The organism is Pedobacter sp. KBW06, from assembly GCF_003852525.1.
Classification (GTDB): domain Bacteria; phylum Bacteroidota; class Bacteroidia; order Sphingobacteriales; family Sphingobacteriaceae; genus Pedobacter.
Genome location: NZ_QAJL01000004.1, coordinates 139032 through 159800, shown reverse-complemented (window position 1 = coordinate 159800; position 20769 = coordinate 139032). Strand labels below are relative to the sequence as shown.

Genomic DNA, 20769 nt, shown 5'->3' with positions numbered 1-20769 from the left:
TTAATTCTATAGCTTTGTTATGCAAGCATAGTAATTCATGAAACAACAAGAGACAGTAGATTATTTTTTAAAAGTGGTTTGGCAGAATGTTTCCAACACTTATAATCAGATCGCATCCGGATTTGGAATCACACAGGCCATTGGCTATGTGCTGATCAATATTGAGAAGGAAGGTACCGCGGTTTCAAAGCTGGCCGGCCTGCTTGGAGTGAAGGCAACGAGTTTATCAAGAATGCTAAACAATATGGAAGAAATGGGGTTAATATACCGGGAGACTTCCATCGGAGATAAGCGCTCAGTAAAGGTATACCTTACCGACCTGGGCCGTGAGAAAAGACAGCTTGCAAAAGGCGTGGTGATCTCTTTTAACGAGTATCTGAACGTACACCTCAGCGCACAGGAAAAGAACAACCTGATTTCAACGCTGCAGAAATTGAACAAACTTACATTGGCATATAAAATTCCTACAGAAAATTATGAACAAGAAGATAAATAGAGTAGCAGTATTGGGCTCAGGTATTATGGGTTCACGTATTGCTTGTCACTTTGCGAACATTGGAGTTGAGGTACTTTTGCTTGACATTGCGCCGAAAGAACTGAGCGCGGAGGAACAAGCAAAAGGATTGGCCCTGGATCATCCGTCCGTTAAAAACAGAATTGTAAATGCCGCTTTACTGAATACCGTAAAGACCAATCCTTCCCCTGTTTATACCAAAAGTGTTCTCAATAAGATCACTACCGGTAACTTTACTGATGATATGGCTAAGATTGCTACCTACGACTGGATCATTGAGGTTGTTGTAGAAAATCTGGGTATTAAAAAACAGGTGTTCGATCAGGTAGAGCAATACCGTAAACCTGGAACATTGATTACTTCTAATACTTCCGGAATCCCGATCCATATGATGGCAGAAGGAAGATCAGCAGATTTCAAAGCGAATTTCTGTGGAACACACTTCTTCAATCCTCCCCGTTATTTGCGTTTGCTGGAAATTATCCCCACTCCGGATACTGATCCGAAGCTGGTGGATTTCTTAATGCATTACGGAGATAAATTTTTAGGTAAAACTACGGTGCTGTGTAAAGATACTCCTGCATTCATCGCGAACCGCGTGGGTGTGTATTCGATCATGTCTTTATTACATCTGGTAGAAAAGATGGACCTCAGCGTAGAGGAAGTAGACAAATTTACCGGCCCTGCTCTGGGGAGACCAAAATCTGCAACTTTCCGTACCACTGATGTGGTTGGTCTGGATACCATGATTAAAGTTTCCAAAGGCTTATACGATAACTGTCCGCAGGACAAAGCACATGAGCTCTTTAAGCTGCCGGCTTATGTAGCGCAAATGGAAGCCAACAACTGGCTTGGTGATAAAACCAAACAAGGCTTCTATAAAAAAACAAAAACTGCGGATGGCAAGACCGAGATTCTGGCATTAGACCTGAAAACTCTGGAATACCGTCCTCAGCAAAAAGTGAAGTCTTCTACATTGGATCTGACTAAGCCAATTGAGAATGTAAAAGACAGAATGAAAGTTTTTGCCGCAGGAAAAGATAAAGCGGGAGAATTGTTCCGTGCTTCTTTCTTTGGTTTGTTTGAATATGTATCTGACCGGATTCCTGAAATCTCTGATGAATTGTACCGCATTGACGATGCTATGCGTGCAGGTTTTGCATGGGATTTAGGCCCTTTCGAAGTTTGGGATGCAGTAGGCATCGCCGATTCTCTTGAAGGAATGAAAAAATATGGTCATGAGGCTGCAGCATGGGTTCATGAAATGCTGGCTGCCGGACATACTACTTTCTACAAAGTGGAAGATGGCGTAAAAAAATATTATGATATCCCTTCTAAAAGTTATAAAGCAGTACCGGGCACTGAAGCCTTTGTGGTATTGGACAACCTGAGGGGAAATAAAACCATCTGGAAAAATTCCGGGGCTTCTATTATAGACCTGGGTGATGGAATCCTGAACGTAGAGTTCCATTCGAAAATGAATACGATTGGTGGAGATACGCTCCAGGCGATCAATAAAGCAATTGACCTGGCTGAAAAGGAATACAGAGGAGTGGTGATTGGAAACGATGGTGCGAACTTCTCCGCAGGAGCAAACGTTGGAATGATCTTTATGATGGCGGTAGAACAGGAGTGGGATGAGTTGAACCTGGCGATCAGGATGTTTCAGAACACCTCTATGCGCATCAGGTATTCGTCCATTCCGGTAGTCGTTGCGCCACATAACCTAACCCTTGGCGGTGGTTGTGAGTTTAGTTTGCATGCCGACCATGTTCAGCTGAATGCAGAAACCTATATGGGATTGGTGGAGTTTGGTGTGGGCGTGATCCCTGGTGGTGGCGGTACGAAAGAATTCGCCCTGCGTGCTTCTGATGAATATAAAGACGATCAGATTGTTCAAAATGCATTGAAAGACAGGTTCCTGACCATCGGTATGGCTAAGGTTTCCACTTCTGCAGTTGAAGCATTTGAACTGGGATATCTGCAAAAAGATAAGTATTCGATCTCCATGAACAGAAGCAGGCTGATTGCAGATGCGAAAGCGAAAGCAATTGAACTGGCCGATGCAGGATATACCAAACCGGTACAACGCAAGGACATTAAAGTATTGGGTAAACAAGGTCTGGGGATTGTATATGCGGGTGCAAATACCATGTATTCCGGTCATTATATCTCTGAGCATGATAAGAAAATCTCGGAAAAACTGGGTTGGGTAATGTGTGGCGGAGATTTGTCTTCCCCAACAGAAGTGACAGAGCAATACCTGCTCGACCTGGAAAGAGAAGCCTTCTTATCGCTTTGCGGTGAGCGTAAAACGCTGGAACGGATTCAAAGTATTGTGACCAAAGGAAAACCTCTAAGAAATTAATTTAGGCTAATAAAAGATACGGACATGCAAGAAGCATATATTATAGCAGGATATCGTACAGCAGTGGGCAAGGCCCCTCGTGGTGTATTTCGTTTTACAAGGGCCGATGATTTGGCTGCCGAAGTAATTAAACAGCTGGTGGCCTCGGTGCCCAATCTGGATAAAACACAAATTGATGATGTAATTGTAGGAAATGCGACCCCGGAAGCGGAACAAGGCCTGAACATCGGGCGTATGATTTCCCTGATGGGACTGGATACGGATAAAGTACCGGGGGTAACGGTCAACAGGTACTGCGCCTCGGGATTGGAAACCATTGCTACGGCAGTGGCCAAGATCAGAAGCGGAATGGCAGACTGTATCATTGCAGGTGGAGTGGAAGTGATGTCCGGAATGCCTTTCGGCGGATGGAAAGTAGTTCCAAATGCAGAGGTGGCCATGAAGAACCCGGATTGGTATTGGGGAATGGGTTTAACTGCTGAAGCAGTAGCCAATGAATATAAAGTAAGCAGGGAAGATCAGGATGCTTTCGCGTATCAGTCGAACATGAAAGCGGTGGAAGCCATTAAAAACGGACACCTGAAAGATGGTATTGCGCCGATCACGGTAGTAGAAAATTACCTGGATGCCAATATGAAAAAGAAAACCCGCAGTTATGTGGTGGACACAGATGAAGGGCCGAGAGCGGATACCTCATTGGATAAACTGGCTAAACTAAAGCCTGTTTTTGCTGCCGATGGTAGTGTAACTGCAGGAAATTCTTCACAAACTTCCGATGGTGCTGCATTTGTATTGGTGGTATCGGAAAGTAAAATGAAGGAACTGGGCGTAGATCCGATTGCCCGTCTGGTAAGTTATGGCATTGCCGGTGTGCCGCCCAGAATTATGGGAATCGGACCGATCGAGGCGATCCCTAAAGCTTTAAAAATGGCGGGAATGAAGCTGGAAGAACTGGACCTGATCGAATTGAACGAAGCCTTTGCTTCACAGTCGCTGGCAGTAATCAGGACTTTGGGCATCGATGCGGCGAAAGTGAATGTCAACGGAGGAGCAATTGCCCTTGGACACCCGCTGGGCTGTACAGGTGCTAAATTATCAGTGCAATTATTTAACGAATTAAAAAGAAGAGATCAGAAATATGGAATGGTAACCATGTGCGTGGGTAGCGGACAGGGTGCAGCCGGAATTTTTGAAATGCTTTAACAGGATATTATGGAAACTACAGACAAAAAAACAATTAAAGGTGGAGAGTTTTTGATAACAGAAACCAATTACCAGGATGTATTTATTCCTGAAGAATTTGATGAAGAACAACAAATGATTGCACAGACCTGCCGCGATTTTCTGGTGGCAGAGGTATACCCGAACCTGGACCGTATTGATACGCAGGAAGAGGGACTAATGCCTTCATTAATGGATAAAGCCGGAGCTTTGGGCATCCTTGGGGTTTCTATTCCGGAAGAATTTGGTGGTTTTGGAAAGAATTTCAACACCTCTATGCTGGTTGCTGATGTGATCGGAGCAGGGCACTCTTTTGCTGTGGCACTTTCAGCTCATACCGGAATCGGAACATTGCCGATTTTATATTATGGAAATGAAGCACAAAAGGCAAAATACATTCCTAAACTGGGAACAGGGGAATGGAAGGCTGCTTACTGTTTAACGGAGCCGAACTCAGGTTCTGATGCCAACTCCGGAAAAACCAAGGCGAAATTGTCGGAAGATGGGAAACATTACCTGATCACTGGTCAGAAGATGTGGATCACAAATGGTGGTTTTGCAGATATCTTTATTGTGTTTGCTAAAATCGATGATGATGCCAATTTAACAGCTTTCATCGTGGAGCGTGAATTTGGCGGAATTACCATGAATCCTGAGGAGCATAAAATGGGAATCAAAGGTTCTTCTACCAGACAGGTGTTCTTTAACGACTGCCCGGTACCGGTAGAAAACATGCTTTCCGAGCGCCAGAATGGATTTAAGATTGCGGTAAACATCCTGAACATTGGAAGGATCAAACTGGCTGCTGCAGCGATTGGCGCTTCCAAAGCGGTGATCGATACGGCCATCAATTATTCTAATGAAAGGATTCAGTTTGACCGTCCGATTTCAAAATATGGTGCCATCAGGTACAAACTGGCAGAAATGGCGGCTAAAGTGTATGCCGTAGAGTCTGCAAATTACCGTGCCGGTCAGAACATCGACGATGCTTATGAGACCTTGGTTGCCGGAGGCATGGATGCGAGTAAAGCGAAACTGAAATCTACAGAGCAGTTTGCGGTAGAATGTGCCATCCTGAAAGTATGGGGTTCTGAAGTGTTGGATTATGTGGTAGATGAAGGGGTTCAGATCTATGGTGGAATGGGCTTCTCTGCAGAGGCGCCTATGGACCGTGCTTACCGTGATGCCAGGATCAACAGGATCTTTGAAGGAACGAATGAGATCAACAGGTTGTTAACTGTAGACATGATGTTGAAGCGTGCGATGAAAGGTGAATTAGACCTGATGACGCCGGCTACAGCGGTAGCTGCAGAACTGATGTCGATCCCTGATTTCGGGGAAGAAGACGATACCTTGTTTGCTGCAGAAAAGAAAATCATTAAAAATCTGAAGAAAGCAACTTTGATGGTGGCAGGTGCAGCAGTGCAGAAGCTGATGATGAGCCTATCTAAAGAACAGGAAATTCTGATGAACATCGCAGACATGGCGAGCTATGTGTACGTGGCGGAATCGACCTTGCTGAGAACAGAGAAACTAGTGAACCTTCGTGGGGAGGCTGCCTGTGAAGGCCAGCTGGACATGATGCGCATTTATTTTGTGGAAGCCGTTGACGGACTTCAGAAAGCAGGTAAAGAAGCATTGTGGGCTTTCGCGGAAGGTGATGAGCAAAGAATGATGATGGTAGGCTTACGCAGGTTTACCAAAATGGAAGCTTTCAATGTAAAAGAAACACGTCAGAAAGTGGCGCAGCAGTTGATTGCTGCAAATAAATATTGTTATTAAGATAACGATTCATAATTAAACTGGACGCCCTTAATTTATTAAGGGCGTTTTTTATGAGCACTCCGGTAATTGTTAAAATTGGTTAAAAATTGTTCCATCAGTTAGAAAAGACTATTTTTGTGTATTATGTTAAAAAACAAGATCTTTCTGGGCTTATTGCTTCTCTGCGGGTTATTTGCAGCGTGCGAAAAAAAGAAGGATTATGATTCCGATACCCAGTTGGAGATTGACAAAGCAATTATAGAAAAATACGTCGTGGATAGTGCCATTAAAGACCTTACCATCCTCCCCTCCGGCTTGCGTTATCGGATCCTGGCAGCAGGTGAGGGAGCAGCCCCGAAGTCGAGCGATAGTATCCAGGTTTATTATAGCGGAAGAATTCTGGCTGCCAAGACTCAGTTTGACAACGTTCCTGTAGAGCGGCCCGTTACCTTAAAACTTGATGCTTTAATGCAGGGATGGCAAATCGCACTTCCGTTGATTGCCAAAGGAGGACAAATCAGGATGATTATTCCTTCTCCTTTAGCGTACAAGGATTTTCAGGGCTCATCAATCCCCCCGAATTCAATATTAGATTATACCGTTACCCTCGTGAATATCAAATAATAAAAAACCAAATGATTAAAAAGTTATCACTTTATACCTTTGCCTTATTAGGGGCAGTCGTTCTTTTGAGTTCCTGTAAAAAGGAATATGAATCTGTTCAGACGCAGGATGATGCTAAAATAGCCGATTATCTGGCTAAAAATAATATTGTTGCTTTGCCGGATCCGGCAAAATCCGGATATTTTTATGTAGTTACACAGCCTGCTGATGGCGGAACACCTGCCGCTGAATATAAAGATGTAGATTCTGTACGTTATAATATTGTTGGAAAATCAATGATAAATGGTACTGTGTATGGAAGTTCTCCCCTGATCCGTAATCTGGGGATGCCGGTTGGTTATACGGGTATGGCTGCTAAAGGGGGTGGGTTCATGGGGCTTCCGGTTCCGGCAATTTCAGATGTGATCAAAAAATTAAGACCAGGCGGTAGTGCCAGGATTTTTTTGCCTTCCTACCTTGCTTTTGGTAAAAATGGATATCCTGCGGCAAAAATCCCTTCAAACGAAGTGATTGAATTCAATATCAGCACGTATTCGGAGAAACAAGCGGTATTAGATCAGCAGCATATTGTGTCATTTTTAACAGCGAATACACTGACGGCCTTAAAAGACGAGTCTGGTGTTCATTACATCGTGACGACTCAGGGAACAGGAACTGATCCCATCAACATCAATACAGACGTAGAGATTAAATATACTTTAAAGATGCTGGACGGAACAACTGCCGATTCAGGTCAGTTTACTTCAGCACCGAAAAGTTTAGTGGTGGGAATGGAAAAAATGTTGGTGAAATTTACAAAAGGAGCTAAATTCAGGTTGTTTATCCCTTCAGTATTGGGATATGGAAATGCAACCAACTCTACAGGAAGTATTCCTGCGAATTCTGTGTTAGATTTTGACGTGGAGATCATCAACGTTACCAACTAAACAGGGACAATAAAGCATTATTCATTTAATGCTTCTTTAAAGACTTTCAATACCCTTTCTCTTGCAAAAGCATGTTCAACTATAGGTTTTACATGCTTTTGTTGTTTATAAGCAGGAATCCAGCGGTCGATATATTTAAATTCAGGATCGAATTTTTTTGTCTGAAGTTCAGGATTGAAGATCCGGAAGTAGGGTGCTGCATCGTTCCCCGAGCCACAGGCCCATTGCCAACCCCCAATATTGCTGGCCATTTCATAATCCAGTAATTTCTCTGCAAAATAAGCTTCGCCCCACCTCCAGTCGATCAAAAGATGTTTGGTCAGAAAACTCGCAACCACCATTCTGACGCGGTTGTGCATATAGCCGGTCGCATTCAATTGTCTCATTCCTGCATCTACGATCGGGTAACCTGTATTTCCCTGGCACCAGGCTTCAAATTCTGATTCGTCGTTTCTCCATTTTATGAGGTCATAAGCAGGTTTAAACGATTGGCTGACGGTATGTGGAAAGTGCCATAAGATCATCATATAGAAATCTCTCCAGGCCAGTTCAGAGAGCCATTTTTCTGCTTTTTGAGCCAGGGCTTCCCTTGCGGCTTCCCGAATACTGAGGGTGCCAAAACGAAGATGAACACCCAGGTAAGTGGTTGCGTCTTCTGCGGGAAAATCCCTTTTGTCTTCATAAAGATTCAGCTTGCTGCTGAAGTCTTTATCCGGGAAGTTAAGGTCTGAGCTTTCAAATCCCATTTCAGAAAGTGAGGGGATTTCCTGAGGAGCCAATGGAAAGAAATTGGCTGCATATTTTTCTACCGGATAAGCCTTGACGTAAAAGTCATTCAGTTTTTGCTGCCATTGACGGAAGTAAGGCGTGAATACGGTGTATGGTTTGCCATCCGCTTTAGTGATTTCATTCTTCTCAAAAATCACCTGGTCTTTGAAGGTCCGGAAGCCGATCTGTTCCGAACGCAGGTATTCGGCCAGTGCATCATCTCTTTCACGTGCATAGGGCTCGTAGTCATGGTTGGTATAAACTGATTTTACATTGTAATTGCTCAAAACCTCCGGCCATACTTCTTCAGGAAGGCCATATCTGACTAAAATACTGCTTCCTGATTTCTGAAGACTGGTATTTAGCTGATAAAGGGTTTGCCGGATGAAAGTTACCCTTGCATCTTTTTTATCGGCCAGTTTGCCGAGGATATTTTTGTCAAAAATGAATACTAACAGTACCGGGAAAGGACTTCGGAGTGCTTCGTATAATGCGGCATTGTCTTCGAGTCTTAAATCTCTTCGTAACCAGCAAATGTTAATTTCTGACTTCATTATTTTAAAGGGCTTGGGCTAAGTTTGTGAAACGGATCCGGAATCATGTGTCCTATGAATCCGGATTATTTTGAACCAGGTTATTTTGGTAAATATCGGTTAAAGCATTCTCAAGTTGAAGAAATTTAAATTTAAAACCGGTATCCAGGATCTTTTGTGCAGAAGTATTGTTGCTGATCAGGGCGACTTCGCTCATTTCTCCTAAAATAAGCTTTAAAACACCTTCGGGAACATTGATTGGCCATACCGGTCTGTGGAGTTGTTTTGCAATGGCTTTAGTGAGGCTGCGGTTGCCTACAGGAAAAGGTGCACAGACATTATATGGACCGGTCCATTGCTCGTTTTCTGCTGCGCTTACAAATGCTTCCACAACATCATCAATATGTACCCATGGCACCCATTGTTTGCCGCTGCCCAATCCGGCACCAACAAATAACCGGATGGGTTTGTCAAGGGCAGGGAGAGCCCCTTCATTCCTGGCAAGCACAAAACCTATCCTGCATTTTACGATCCTCAGGCCTAAATCAGCGCCTTCATCTACAGCGGCTTCCCATTGCCGGCAGCATTCGGCAAGGAAACCTGTTCCGGCAGGGCTTTTTTCGGTCAGTATTTCATCTCCGGCATCCCCGTAATAGCCAACCGCCGAAGCGGAAATAAAGGTTTGAATCCCGGCCTGTTGTTCTTTTATAAGTTGGTAAAGGAGTTTTGTGGACAAGACCCTGCTGTCGATCACTTTTTTCTTTCGGGCCGGGCTCCATTTTTCGCCGGCAATATTTTCTCCTGCCAGATGGATGATGGTATCTATACCGCTCAGGCAATCAGGATCTATTTCCTGCTGGTAGACATTCCACAAAAAGACCTTAACGTTTTCTATCACAACAGGTTTTCTGGAAAGTACCGCGATTTGATGTCCCCTTTCCTGTAAGTCCCGGATTAGTCTTTTACCAATCAGCCCTGTGGCTCCGGTCATCAGAATGTGCTTCGTCATAATTTGTATAACCGCTTGACGGCATTTTAGTTTGGAATTAAGTCTTTTTCTTGTAAATGTTTGTTGCGCTTATGTAAATATTGCTTTATGCATTCGTACTAAGCTAAAAATTCGTATATTTTTGTGAATTATATACTTTATGTCCCCCTCATTAATGAAGTCTAAAAGAATATTAGTTTGGTTTAGAAATGATCTTCGATTACACGACAATGAAATGTTGGTAGAAGCCGTTGCAAAATCCGACAGTATTTTGCCGGTTTATTTTTTTGATCCTCATTATTTTCAGCCCACTATATTTGAAACGGATAAGACCGGGGCACATCGGGCGAAGTTTCTGCTGGAAAGTGTTGCGGCATTGAGACTGGCTTTTCAGCAACTGGGAGGTGATATTCTACTGATGAAGGGCAGTCCGGAAGAATTGATGGCCAAATTGGTGGAAGACTACGAAATTTCCGAAGTTTACCATCACCGTGAAGTGGCGCCGGAAGAGACCTTGATTTCTACGAAGGTGGAAGACCTGTTGTGGAAGCTTAAAATCAATTTAAAACATTTTATAGGACATACCTTATATAACAAAGAAGACCTTCCTTTTCCCATTAAGGACATCCCTGATGTCTTTGCTCAGTTTAAAAAGAAAACAGAGCGCGATGCCATTGTGAAATCATGCTTTTTATCTCCTGAGGAGATCTCTTTTGTAGAGAATGAAGATTGGGGAACTTTGCCTTCGCTCGAAGACTTAGGCTTTGATTCTGCGGTCTCTGTTCCTGAACCATCATTTTCGGGTGGAGAGGATGCAGGCCTGCAACAGCTGAAAGCATTGCTGGAAGAGGGGGCAGACATTTACCTGAAACCAGTGAAACAGAGTCCTGATAAACCTGGTTTTTCTTCCCGCTTATCGGGCTGGTTGTCTTTAGGTTGTTTATCGCCAAGAAAGGTTTACTGGTTGGTAAAGGAAGCGGAGGCCGCTTTTGGGGGAAACGCAAATTTCAATCAGATTCTTTTGGGTTTATTGTGGCGGGATTATTTCAGGTTTATGTTTAAAAAACATGGAATTGAGTTCTTCCAGGACCCTGATTTCGAAAAGGAATTGTTCTCTGTTGCTGATAATGAAAACCCTGCTTTACAAAAATGGAAGACAGGAACTACCGGGCATATCATGATTGACAAGTACATGCATGAATTGAATGAATCTGGTTTTATTCCTCATTCGGCTCGGTTATTGGTCGCTACTTTCCTGGTTCATGTCTTAAAAGTCCACTGGACGAACGGGGCAGTCTATTTTGAGGATAAGCTCATTGATTATGCACCGGCGAGTAACTGGGGCAACTGGGCGAATGTAGCAGGCGTAGGAAAAGACGCGAAATCAAAAAATACCTTTGACCTGGATAAGCAAATTAAAATACTGGAAACTGCTGTTTCCGATGCGGCACCGATTGCTTAAAATCATTCTTCAAAATACCTTAATTCCTCTTTTAACGTTTATTCTTCATAAAAATTAAACAAAAATTGTTTTTTAAACAAAGTTGTTTAACATTTGTTGTAAACAATAACGTGAGGAAATTTTCAATAAGTGATATAGAGGGACTCATTGGGATTAAAGCACATACGATCAGGGCCTGGGAGATCAGGTACAATTTGGTGCCACCCAAGAGAACACCGACAAACATTCGTTTCTACGATGAGGACGATTTAAAAATGCTGCTTAATATCGTGGCCCTGAACGAGAATGGCTATAAAATAAGCCGGATTGCGAAGATGACACATAGGCAGATCTCCGATCTGGTTACCCAGTTAAAGTCAGACTGGAGTAATGATTCCGTACAGTTGTTAAGTCTTTCCAATGCCACGATCGCTTATGATGAAGTAGAGTTTTCTGAAGTATTGGGGAAATGCATTGAAGAGATGGGCCTGGTGAAAACGATGGATATAGTCCTTTTTCCTTTCATGAAGCGGGTGGGGATGTTGTGGCAAACCGGGACGATTGATCCTTCTCAGGAACACTTTGCTTCCAACCTGATCCGCGACCGCATCATTGTAGAAATCGATAAAGTGGAAAAACCAGTGAAAGCAGAAGTGAAAAGATTTTTGCTTTTTCTTCCTGAGGCCGAAATGCATGAAACTGGCCTGCTTTTTGCCAGATACCTATTGAAAAGGTGTGGCCATGATACCCTGTATCTGGGATCTGAAATACCTTATACAGATCTTAAAAAAGTAGTGGAATCCTATCAGCCGGATTTCGCTTTTATTGTTTTAACTTCTTTAAATCTGGGTAAAGACATCAATAAAATCATAGGTAAAGTTATGGACAATCTGAATGTTCCTTTATTAGTTGCAGGTAGTTTAATCTCTGAATTTGATATCCTTGTGAAGGATCAGCTGACGCCATTGAAGAATGTCTGTGATATGACCGATTTTTTGGAAGATTTATAAAGAAAATTGCCTGATTTAATAGGTAAAATCCTAATTTTGCATCACTTATAGCATATTCACACATAATGGATAATTTATCTTATCTCAACGGCGCAAATGCCGAATACATAGAGTCCCTTTATCAAACTTTTAAAGAAGATCCCAATTCGGTTGAATTTGGTTGGCAGAAATTTTTTGAAGGCTTCGACTTCGGCAGAGGCTCATCTCCGGCATCAGCAGGAGAAGAAACCCCTGAACATTTCCTAAAGGAGGTTAGTGTTTTAAACATGATCAACGGTTACCGTCAGCGTGGCCACCTGTTTACACATACCAACCCGGTTAGAGAAAGACGTCAGCACCTCCCAACACTGGATCTGGAAAACTTCAAATTATCAGCAGCTGATCTGGATACGGTATTTAACTCAGGTGTTGAAATCGGCATCGGAGCAGCGAAACTAAGTGATATCGTTGCCTTCTTAAAACAGACTTACTGCCGTTCAATAGGTGCAGAATATAAGTATGTCCGCACGCCGGAGGTATTGTCCTGGATAGAGCATAAAATGGAAAGTGTGCGTAACACACCGAATTTCTCTATCGAAGAAAAACGAAGAATTTTAAAAAAGCTGAACGAAGCGGTAAGTTTTGAGAATTTCCTTGGAACAAAGTTCCTTGGTCAGAAGCGTTTTTCACTGGAAGGTGCAGAGGCTTTAATTCCTGCGTTGGATTCTGTAATTGAAAAAGGTTCTGAGTTGGGAATCGAAGAATTTGTGATCGGAATGGCGCATCGTGGAAGGCTGAACGTTTTGGCCAACATCATGCAAAAGACCTATAAGGACATCTTTGCTGAGTTTGAAGGTAAAGGGTACAGCGCAGCATCACCTTTTGGTGGTGACGTAAAATACCATTTGGGTTACTCTACCGATGTAACCACCAATAATGGAAATAGTGTTCACCTGAGCTTATGCCCTAACCCATCCCACCTGGAAACAGTGAACGGAGTGGTAGAAGGAATGACCAGGTCTAAAATAGATTTTAAATACGGTGGTGATGATGCACGTATCGCACCAATCCTGATTCATGGTGATGCTTCTGTTGCCGGTCAGGGGATCGTATATGAAGTGATTCAGATGGCTGGCCTGGACGGTTACAAAACCGGAGGAACCATTCACCTGATCATCAATAACCAGATTGGTTTTACCACCAACTTTAAAGATGCACGTTCGAGTACTTATTGTACAGATATCGCCAAAGTAACCTTATCTCCTGTTTTCCATGTAAATGGCGACGACGTGGAAGCTTTGGTTTATGCGATTAACCTGGCAATGGAGTACCGTCAGAAATATAAAAACGATGTGTTCATCGATATTTTATGCTACCGCAGGTTTGGACATAATGAGGCTGATGAACCTAAATTCACACAGCCATTATTGTATAAAGCGATAGAGCAGCATGCCAATCCGCGTGACATCTATGTTCAGCAGTTGATCAAAGAAGGAAAACTGGAAGCAAGTATGGCAAAAGAACTGGAAAAAGAATTCCGTGGTCTCTTGCAGGAACGCCTGAATGAAGCTAAAGAAATTACTTCTACTTATCAGGATGTTAAATTCGGTGGTGCCTGGGCAGATATGCGTCTGGCTACGGTACAGGATTTTGAAGTCTCTCCAAATACGGCGGTTAAGAAAACTACTTTACTGGAAGTGGCCAAAAGAATCAGTACTCTGCCTTCAGATAAAAAGTTCTTCAAGAAAATTGAGAAGCTTTTTGATGAGCGCAGTAAAATGGCAAATACCACACATGTATTTGACTGGGCGATGGGTGAACAACTGGCTTATGGCACTTTGCTGGCAGAAGGTAAACGTGTTCGTTTAAGCGGACAGGATGTAGAAAGAGGTACGTTCTCTCACCGTCATGCAGTTTTAACACTGGAGGATTCTGAAGAGGAGTACATCCCGTTGGCTCATGTTTCTGATCAGCAGGCACCTTTTGATATTTACAATTCGCATTTGTCGGAATATGGTGTACTTGGTTTTGAATATGGTTATGCCATGGCCAACCCGAATGCATTGACGATCTGGGAAGCACAGTTTGGAGATTTCTTCAACGGAGCGCAGATTGTGGTAGATCAGTATATTGCGAGTGCCGAAACGAAATGGCAGCGTGAGAATGGTTTGGTAATGTTATTGCCACATGGTTATGAAGGCCAGGGTCCTGAGCATTCATCGGCACGTATCGAGCGCTTTATGGAGCTTTGTGCAGATTACAACATGCAGGTAACCAACTGTACTACTCCGGCGAATTTCTTCCATGCGATCCGCAGACAGTTTAAACGTGATTTCAGAAAGCCATTGGTGGTATTTACCCCTAAGAGCCTTTTACGTCATCCGTTATGCGTTTCCAAGCTTGAAGAGTTCACAGACAATAAATTCCAGGAAGTGATTGACGATGCAAATGTGAAAGCAGCATCAGTGAACAGGGTATTGTTCTGTAGCGGTAAGATCTATTATGAATTGTTGGAAAAACAACAGAAAGATCAGATCAAAGATGTGGCTATCGTAAGGGTAGAGCAATTGTATCCAACGCCTTTAGCGCAAATGGAAGCCGTATACAAGAGATATAAGAATGCTAAAGAGGCCGTTTGGGTTCAGGAAGAGCCTGAAAACATGGGTGCATGGCCATATTTGCTGCGCAGGTTAAGAAAAACTATCTTTAATGATATTGAAGTGATCTCAAGAAAAGAGAGCAGCAGTACAGCATCAGGTTTTGCTAAGCAACATGCAGATCAGCAAGCGTATATTTTGGCAAAAGCTTTCGAAATGCCGGTAACGGAAACAGAGAAAGAGATTGCTAAAAAGTCTGTGAGTAAAGTTTATAATGTAGATTAGAAAATATAATACATCAGTTATGAGTATAGAAATAAAAGTTCCGCCAGTAGGCGAGTCAATCACCGAAGTTGTTTTATCACGTTGGGTGAAAAATGATGGGGATGCAGTAGAAATGGATGAAGTAATTGCTGAATTGGAATCTGATAAAGCAACTTTTGAATTAACTGCAGAACAGGCCGGAACTTTAAAGACAGTGGCTAGTGAAGGCGATACATTGGCTATAGGTGCAGTAGTTTGTAAAATTGAAGACGGCGGTGCCGCTCTTAAATCTAAAGAAGCACCTGCAGCGCCTGCAGCAGAAAAAGCTGTTGTTGCTGAAGACACAAAATCTGCTCCGGTAGCAGAGAAATCCGGAGACAGCTATGCGACAGGTACTCCATCACCATCGGCAGGAAAGATCCTTGCAGAAAAAGGTGTGGATGCCGGATCTGTAAAAGGAACAGGTGTAGATGGAAGGATTACTAAAGAAGATGCATTAAACGCAGAAAAAGCACAGCCTAAAGCTGCTGCCCCTGCAGCTGCAGCAGTGGTTGCCCCGGTTGCGGGTGCAAGAAACGAGCGCAGACAAAAAATGTCGCCACTACGTAAAACGGTTGCAAAACGTTTGGTAGCAGTGAAAAATGAAACGGCAATGTTGACTACTTTTAACGAGGTAAACATGAAGCCGATCATGGATCTTCGCGGAAAGTATAAAGATCAGTTTAAAGAAAAATATGGTGTTGGTTTAGGCTTCATGAGCTTCTTTACCAAGGCTGTTTGCGAGGCAATGAAAGATTTCCCTGCAGTAAATGCAAGGATTGATGGCGAAGAATTGGTTTACAATGATTTTGTAGACATCTCTATCGCGGTTTCTGCACCTAAAGGATTGGTTGTTCCGATCATCAGAAATGCAGAAAGTTTAACGCTTGCACAAATTGAAAAATCAGTAATCGAACTGGCTACCAAAGCCCGCGATAGCAAATTGACGATCGAAGAGATGACAGGTGGAACATTTACCATCACCAATGGTGGGGTATTTGGTTCAATGATGTCGACTCCAATCATCAACTCACCGCAATCTGCGATCCTGGGAATGCACAATATTATTGAGCGTCCTATCGCCGAAAAAGGTGAAGTAGTGATCCGTCCGATGATGTATTTAGCATTGTCTTATGATCACCGCATCATTGATGGAAGAGAGTCTGTTGGCTTCCTGGTAAGGGTAAAACAATTACTGGAAGATCCTGCAAGATTGCTTTTAGGCGTATAGTCTGAATTAAGCATATAAAAAAAATCCCCGGACTCATTGTCCGGGGTTTTTTTTATGCCTTATTTTTGGCCAGGCTATTTCTTCTAGTCTGCTTTTCTGACTTTTCCCGATCCGCCGATTGCTTTGGTCACGGTTGGATTTCCGGTATAGTTGATGTTTCCGGAACCTCCGATTGCTGCATTGATTGTTTTTTCTGCATTGATGTAAATGTTTCCTGAACCGCTGATGTGCGCGTTCACGTCATTTGATGACAGGCTTTTTCCGGAGAAGCTTCCCGATCCGCTGATCGCTACATCTGCTTTTTTTACTGATCCTGCAAAGGACAGGTTTCCCGACCCGCTGATGGCTGCTTTCAGACTTTGTGCATTGACCGTCGCTTTGATGCTTCCGGAACCACTGATTGCAGCGTTAAAATCATCTGCATTCACTGTGTTTTCTACTTCTATGCTTCCTGATCCCGCCATGGCCAGGGAGGTTAACTTCTTTACTGTGATATAGGCGGTGATTTTGGAATTTGACCTTCCGAACCAATTATTGGAGTTCGATTTTTTTGGTTTGATGTTTAAAGTGCCATTTTTTACTTCTGTAATCAGTTCGTCTATGCCTTCCTGATCACCTTCCAGCCGGAGACTTTCAGTATTCCCGATCTTCACATAAACTTTAAGCGGTCCGGAAATACCGATGCCGGTAAAGTTACTTACTTTTCTTTCTTCATCATGGAGACTTGAAACGCTGATTCTGATTGGTTTTTCAGCTTTGCTGAGGCCAACAAGACCAAAAAATGCAAAGGTTAGTATTAAGCTAAATTTTTTCATGTGGTTAAGGTTTTCTATAAGACGCAAGCCATGTCCTGATTGTTGCAAGATTTACTATAAATTTTTTGTTTTAACGTAAAAATTTGGATCTGCTTTGAAATTATCTTTATTGATCTGGCTGCTCAATCCGGTAGTTTTCCAGGCTGTAGTAGGGTAGATGCTGGAAAAGCCCTGGTCCTTCAAGGTTACTTTTAAAGGCATGTCAAAGTTTTTCACACAGGAAGTCCACCTGTAGGAAAGTTTGTCCCCTTCAATTTTATATTCCAGGACAGGCACCATCGTTGTTCTCAAATACTGATCAAATACCTTTTCCAGTTTTAATCCGCTTTGTTTCATGATGTACTGCTCCACCTGTTGGGTGGTTACTGTTTGATGGTAGAAGGTTTTATTCAGGCCCCTGAGGATGCCTCTGAATTTCTCATCATCATTGATCAGCTGTCTGATCAGGTGAACGAGGTTGGCTCCTTTGTAATACATGTCTCCCGAACCTTCGTGATTGACATCATAGGCACCGATAACCGGAACATCATTGGCGATGCTTTTCCTGACGCCGATGACATAAGCTGAGCCCGCTTCTTTTCCCTGAGTGGATTCTGTAAATAAAGCTTCAGAATAATTGGTAAAGCCTTCGTGGACCCACATGTCGGCAATGTCTTTTGTGGTGATGTTGTTTCCGAACCACTCATGCCCGCTTTCGTGAATGGTAATAAAATCAAACTTCATTCCCCATCCGGTACCGGAAAGGTCTCTGCCAAGATAGCCCATTTTAAAGAGGTTTCCATAGGCTACTGCGCTTTGGTGCTCCATGCCCAGATGAGGGGCCTGGACGAGCTTATATCCATCTTCATAAAAAGGATAAGGACCGAACCAGTGTTCAAAGGATTTGAGCATCGGCTTCACATCCGCGTCCCAGTGCGGGCGGGCCTTTGTGCTGTCTTCTTTCAAAGACCAGTAATCGATAGAAAGATTACCTTTCTCTCCTGCATACTGATCTGTCCAGTGCGCATACTTCCCGATGTAAAAGGTGACGTTATAGTTATTGATCGGATTACTTACAAACCAGTTGTACTGGGTATAGCCGTCCGGGCGTTCTTTGGTGCTCCTTAAACGGCCATTTGAAATTTCCTGAAGCCCTTTAGGTACGCTGATGCTGATCAGTATACTGTCTACCTCATCGCTTTGATGGTCTTTGTTTGGCCACCAGCTGCTGGCACCCAGACCCTGACAGGCCACAGAAACCCATGGATTTCCGGATTTATCCTTGCTGAAAATAAAACCTCCGTCCCATGGCGGGGTTTTGGCAATGATTGGATTTCCGGAGTAAAATACGGTAAAGCTGTCTTTAGTTCCTTTGGTAATGGTCTGCTGGAAATCTACAAATACCGCATTGAACTCTCTTTTGAAAGGAACGTTTTTGTTTTTATACACCACCTTTTCTACCCTGAGGTTTTCGAACAGGTCGAATTGTAATTTGCTGAAATCCTGAGTCGCCTTGAATTGAAATTCGTTGCTTCCGCTGATGAACTTTTGATCGATATCCACCTTCACATCAAGATGGTAGTAATTGATGTCGTAGCAGGCGCGCAAGGGGCTCAGTGTTCCCCGCAGGCTGTCTGCGCGAGTAAATTTGGTTTTCCCGCTGAGCAGCTGTGCATTGCTGAGCTGCGTACAGCCAAGCAATGCCAGTGTTAAATATATAATCTTTTTCATGATTCAGATTAGGGCTTTAATACCGTCACAGATACTGAAGATGCATTTTGCTCATCGTGGTAGATGCGCTGAACTGCTTTTTGGAAATCGCTGTCCGATGCATGATAAATATCGATGAATTTCTGAGGGTTCCGGTCTACCAGCGGGAACCAGGAGTTTTGTACCTGAATCATAATTCTATGTCCTTTTTTGAAGGTATGTGCCACATCAGGAATGCTGTAGTTCACTTTTGTTACTTTTCCTGGAATAAAGGGTTCCGGTTTTTCAAAACTGTTTCTAAACTTTCCACGCATTACCTCTCCGCGCACCAGCATCTGGTATCCGCCCATAATGATGTTTTTTGGATTGGGCTCCATTGGCAGGGCATCTTCCGGGTAAACGTCAATCAGTTTGACTACGTAGTCGGCATCTGTTCCGGAGGTAGACACAACAAGATTGGCATTAATTGGCCCTGTTAAGGTAAAATCCTCTTCCAAAACTTCCGTCTGGAAAACCTGTACATCAGGTCTGCGTGCTGCAAAGCGCTGATCATCGATCATGTATTCCCTGGTTCTTCTGGCCTGTACCCCATCCTGATAAGGAACCGGATTGGCCGGGTCGGTTTCGTATTGGTTATAGCTATTGGAGACAGTAGGCTTTTTGAAGCTGAGCTTACCTTCCGGCTGAAAATAAAGGGTTTTGTTTTCTGTATTTTGTGGCGGCCAGGTCGCAAAACCTTTCCATTCATTGCTTCCGGTAATAAAGATATTCGCTTCAGCAATTTTAGCATCGGTGGCATCTTTCAGGTATTGCATGAAGAAGGGGAATTCCAGGTTTTTCTGGTACCAGGTACTTGTTGCCTGTCCGAAGCTGATGTCTCCGAAACTTTCTCCGGTTCCTCTTGACCATCCTCCATGAAACCATGGACCCATTACGAGGTTGTTTTTTGTCGTAGGATTTTGTTTTTCTATCGCCTGATAGGTGTGCAAAGCGCCGTAAGCATCTTCTGCATCAAAGAACCCACCTACCACAAGGACTGCTGGTTTTACGCCTGTTAAATGTGGTCTGATGTTCATTCCTTTCCAGAAAGCGTCATAGGTGCCGTGTGCCATCAGGTCGTCCCAGAATTTAATGCTGTCGCCAAAGTATTTTTGTTTTACATTTTTTAATGCACCCACACTCAGGTAAAAGCGGTAGTTGTCCGTGATCGGATATTTGAAGGGTTTAGGTCCTTTATCCGGGGTAATCGGTTTTGGTCTTGGCACACCAAATGAAGAATAGAAGCTAAAAGCATCTGCCAGCATAAAGGCACCGTTATGGTGAAAGTCATCCCCCATAAACCAATCGGTAACGGGTGCCTGAGGCGATACTGCCTTCAGGCCTTCATGAGCGCCAGGCAATGAAGCCGTAGAATAAAATCCAGGATAAGAAATCCCATAGATCCCTGCTTTACCATTGTTGTCCGGAATATTTTTGATGAGCCAGTCTATGGTATCATAGGTATCTGAACTCTCATCGATGTCTTTTTTTCCTTTCTTTTGATCGATATGAGGTCTTACATCTACAAATTCGCCTTCGCTCATCCATTTTCCGCGTACATCCTGGTATACAAAAATAAATCCTTCTCTAAGAAATAAAGGAGATGGGCCCAGGGTCGGTTTGTATTTATTTTCACCATAAGGGGAAACGGTATAAGGGGTCCTGTTGATCATAAAAGGATATTTCTTTCCTTTATTCTTGGGGATGTAGATTGCGGTAAACAATTTAATCCCATCGCGCATAGGGATGCTGCGTTCGATTTTTGTGTAATTCTCACGTACATACGCAGAATCTGACTGCTGGGCAAAGCCGGATGTCCCTGCAAAAAACAGGATCATCATTAACCAGGAAAATTTAAAGCGGGTCATGTTGGGTATTGGTTTTTATTGAAGCTTAAATATACAGAAAACGTCTGCTCATTTTAGCGATTGTAACATTAAAGATGAGGAAAGAATTGGA

General features: G+C 43.2%; 15 protein-coding genes. 10 read left to right on the top strand and 5 right to left on the bottom strand.

All coding sequences use genetic code 11. The features are described 5' to 3' along the window. Positions 1-37: 37 nt before the first annotated feature. The 6 genes from DBR43_RS23025 (at position 38) to DBR43_RS23000 (ending at position 7417) form a co-directional block, all read left to right on the top strand. The gene (locus tag DBR43_RS23025) at positions 38-496 is read left to right on the top strand and encodes a MarR family winged helix-turn-helix transcriptional regulator (RefSeq protein ID WP_073238100.1); all 459 of its coding nucleotides are present in this window, start codon (positions 38-40) and stop codon (positions 494-496) included. Beyond that, a complete protein-coding gene (locus DBR43_RS23020; protein WP_199757118.1) occupies positions 477-2882 on the top strand; it encodes a 3-hydroxyacyl-CoA dehydrogenase/enoyl-CoA hydratase family protein in 2406 nt (801 codons plus the stop codon). The genes DBR43_RS23025 and DBR43_RS23020 overlap by 20 nt, the downstream gene beginning before the upstream one ends. Positions 2883-2906: 24 nt before the next feature. Further along, a complete protein-coding gene (locus DBR43_RS23015; RefSeq protein ID WP_124585261.1) occupies positions 2907-4085 on the top strand; it encodes an acetyl-CoA C-acyltransferase in 1179 nt (392 codons plus the stop codon). A gap of 9 nt (positions 4086-4094) precedes the next feature. Then, a complete protein-coding gene (locus tag DBR43_RS23010) occupies positions 4095-5885 on the top strand; it encodes an acyl-CoA dehydrogenase family protein (protein WP_124585259.1) in 1791 nt (596 codons plus the stop codon). Positions 5886-6011: 126 nt separating this feature from the next. Next, a complete protein-coding gene (locus tag DBR43_RS23005; RefSeq protein ID WP_124585257.1) occupies positions 6012-6491 on the top strand; it encodes an FKBP-type peptidyl-prolyl cis-trans isomerase in 480 nt (159 codons plus the stop codon). A gap of 11 nt (positions 6492-6502) precedes the next feature. Next, positions 6503-7417, top strand: coding sequence for an FKBP-type peptidyl-prolyl cis-trans isomerase (locus DBR43_RS23000; RefSeq protein WP_124585255.1), 915 nt, complete (start codon positions 6503-6505; stop codon positions 7415-7417). Positions 7418-7434: 17 nt separating this feature from the next. On the opposite strand, the gene DBR43_RS22995 is transcribed toward DBR43_RS23000, so the two are convergent. Together DBR43_RS22995 and DBR43_RS22990 are read right to left on the bottom strand one after the other, a co-directional pair. Further along, positions 7435-8739 carry a cryptochrome/photolyase family protein gene (locus DBR43_RS22995; RefSeq protein WP_124585253.1) on the bottom strand — a complete coding sequence of 435 codons (1305 nt, stop codon included), beginning with the start codon at positions 8737-8739 and terminating at the stop codon, positions 7435-7437. A gap of 52 nt (positions 8740-8791) precedes the next feature. Beyond that, positions 8792-9727 (bottom strand): TIGR01777 family oxidoreductase, encoded by a 936-nt coding sequence (locus tag DBR43_RS22990; RefSeq protein WP_124585251.1) that lies wholly within the window; start codon positions 9725-9727, stop codon positions 8792-8794. 154 nt (positions 9728-9881) lie between these two features. Here DBR43_RS22990 and DBR43_RS22985 point away from each other — a divergent pair, with 154 nt between their 5' ends. From DBR43_RS22985 to odhB, 4 genes are all read left to right on the top strand, one after another. Next, positions 9882-11168, top strand: coding sequence for a DASH family cryptochrome (locus tag DBR43_RS22985; protein WP_124585249.1), 1287 nt, complete (start codon positions 9882-9884; stop codon positions 11166-11168). 110 nt (positions 11169-11278) lie between these two features. Further along, on the top strand, positions 11279-12157 hold the full coding sequence (locus DBR43_RS22980) for a MerR family transcriptional regulator (RefSeq protein ID WP_233603168.1): 879 nt from the start codon (positions 11279-11281) through the stop codon (positions 12155-12157). 65 nt (positions 12158-12222) lie between these two features. Then, positions 12223-15018 (top strand): 2-oxoglutarate dehydrogenase E1 component, encoded by a 2796-nt coding sequence (locus DBR43_RS22975; RefSeq protein WP_124585245.1) that lies wholly within the window; start codon positions 12223-12225, stop codon positions 15016-15018. A gap of 19 nt (positions 15019-15037) precedes the next feature. Next, positions 15038-16267: a 2-oxoglutarate dehydrogenase complex dihydrolipoyllysine-residue succinyltransferase gene (gene odhB, locus DBR43_RS22970; RefSeq protein ID WP_124585243.1), complete on the top strand. Its 1230-nt coding sequence runs from the start codon at positions 15038-15040 to the stop codon at positions 16265-16267. Between the two features lie 83 nt (positions 16268-16350). Here the strand turns inward: odhB and DBR43_RS22965 are convergent, their stop codons facing one another. Genes DBR43_RS22965 through DBR43_RS22955 form a run of 3 tightly spaced genes read right to left on the bottom strand, consistent with a single transcriptional unit; the run spans position 16351 to position 20678 of the window. Next, positions 16351-17082, bottom strand: coding sequence for a head GIN domain-containing protein (locus tag DBR43_RS22965; protein WP_124585241.1), 732 nt, complete (start codon positions 17080-17082; stop codon positions 16351-16353). 54 nt (positions 17083-17136) lie between these two features. Next, complete coding sequence (locus DBR43_RS22960) at positions 17137-18792, bottom strand: M1 family metallopeptidase (protein ID WP_124585239.1); 1656 nt, start codon at positions 18790-18792, stop codon at positions 17137-17139. Positions 18793-18800: 8 nt separating this feature from the next. Then, the gene (locus DBR43_RS22955; RefSeq protein WP_124585237.1) at positions 18801-20678 is read right to left on the bottom strand and encodes a CocE/NonD family hydrolase; all 1878 of its coding nucleotides are present in this window, start codon (positions 20676-20678) and stop codon (positions 18801-18803) included. Between the last annotated feature and the right edge of the window lie 91 nt (positions 20679-20769).

Bases quoted from the DNA above. Each gene is read 5' to 3' on its own strand.
- DBR43_RS23025 (WP_073238100.1), top strand. From the start codon at position 38: ATGAAACAACAAGAGACAGTAGATTATTTTTTAAAAGTGGTTTGGCAG.
- DBR43_RS23020 (WP_199757118.1), top strand. From the start codon at position 477: ATGAACAAGAAGATAAATAGAGTAGCAGTATTGGGCTCAGGTATTATG.
- DBR43_RS23015 (WP_124585261.1), top strand. From the start codon at position 2,907: ATGCAAGAAGCATATATTATAGCAGGATATCGTACAGCAGTGGGCAAG.
- DBR43_RS23010 (WP_124585259.1), top strand. From the start codon at position 4,095: ATGGAAACTACAGACAAAAAAACAATTAAAGGTGGAGAGTTTTTGATA.
- DBR43_RS23005 (WP_124585257.1), top strand. From the start codon at position 6,012: ATGTTAAAAAACAAGATCTTTCTGGGCTTATTGCTTCTCTGCGGGTTA.
- DBR43_RS23000 (WP_124585255.1), top strand. From the start codon at position 6,503: ATGATTAAAAAGTTATCACTTTATACCTTTGCCTTATTAGGGGCAGTC.
- DBR43_RS22995 (WP_124585253.1), bottom strand. From the start codon at position 8,739: ATGAAGTCAGAAATTAACATTTGCTGGTTACGAAGAGATTTAAGACTC.
- DBR43_RS22990 (WP_124585251.1), bottom strand. From the start codon at position 9,727: ATGACGAAGCACATTCTGATGACCGGAGCCACAGGGCTGATTGGTAAA.
- DBR43_RS22985 (WP_124585249.1), top strand. From the start codon at position 9,882: ATGAAGTCTAAAAGAATATTAGTTTGGTTTAGAAATGATCTTCGATTA.
- DBR43_RS22975 (WP_124585245.1), top strand. From the start codon at position 12,223: ATGGATAATTTATCTTATCTCAACGGCGCAAATGCCGAATACATAGAG.
- odhB (WP_124585243.1), top strand. From the start codon at position 15,038: ATGAGTATAGAAATAAAAGTTCCGCCAGTAGGCGAGTCAATCACCGAA.
- DBR43_RS22965 (WP_124585241.1), bottom strand. From the start codon at position 17,082: ATGAAAAAATTTAGCTTAATACTAACCTTTGCATTTTTTGGTCTTGTT.
- DBR43_RS22960 (WP_124585239.1), bottom strand. From the start codon at position 18,792: ATGAAAAAGATTATATATTTAACACTGGCATTGCTTGGCTGTACGCAG.
- DBR43_RS22955 (WP_124585237.1), bottom strand. From the start codon at position 20,678: ATGACCCGCTTTAAATTTTCCTGGTTAATGATGATCCTGTTTTTTGCA.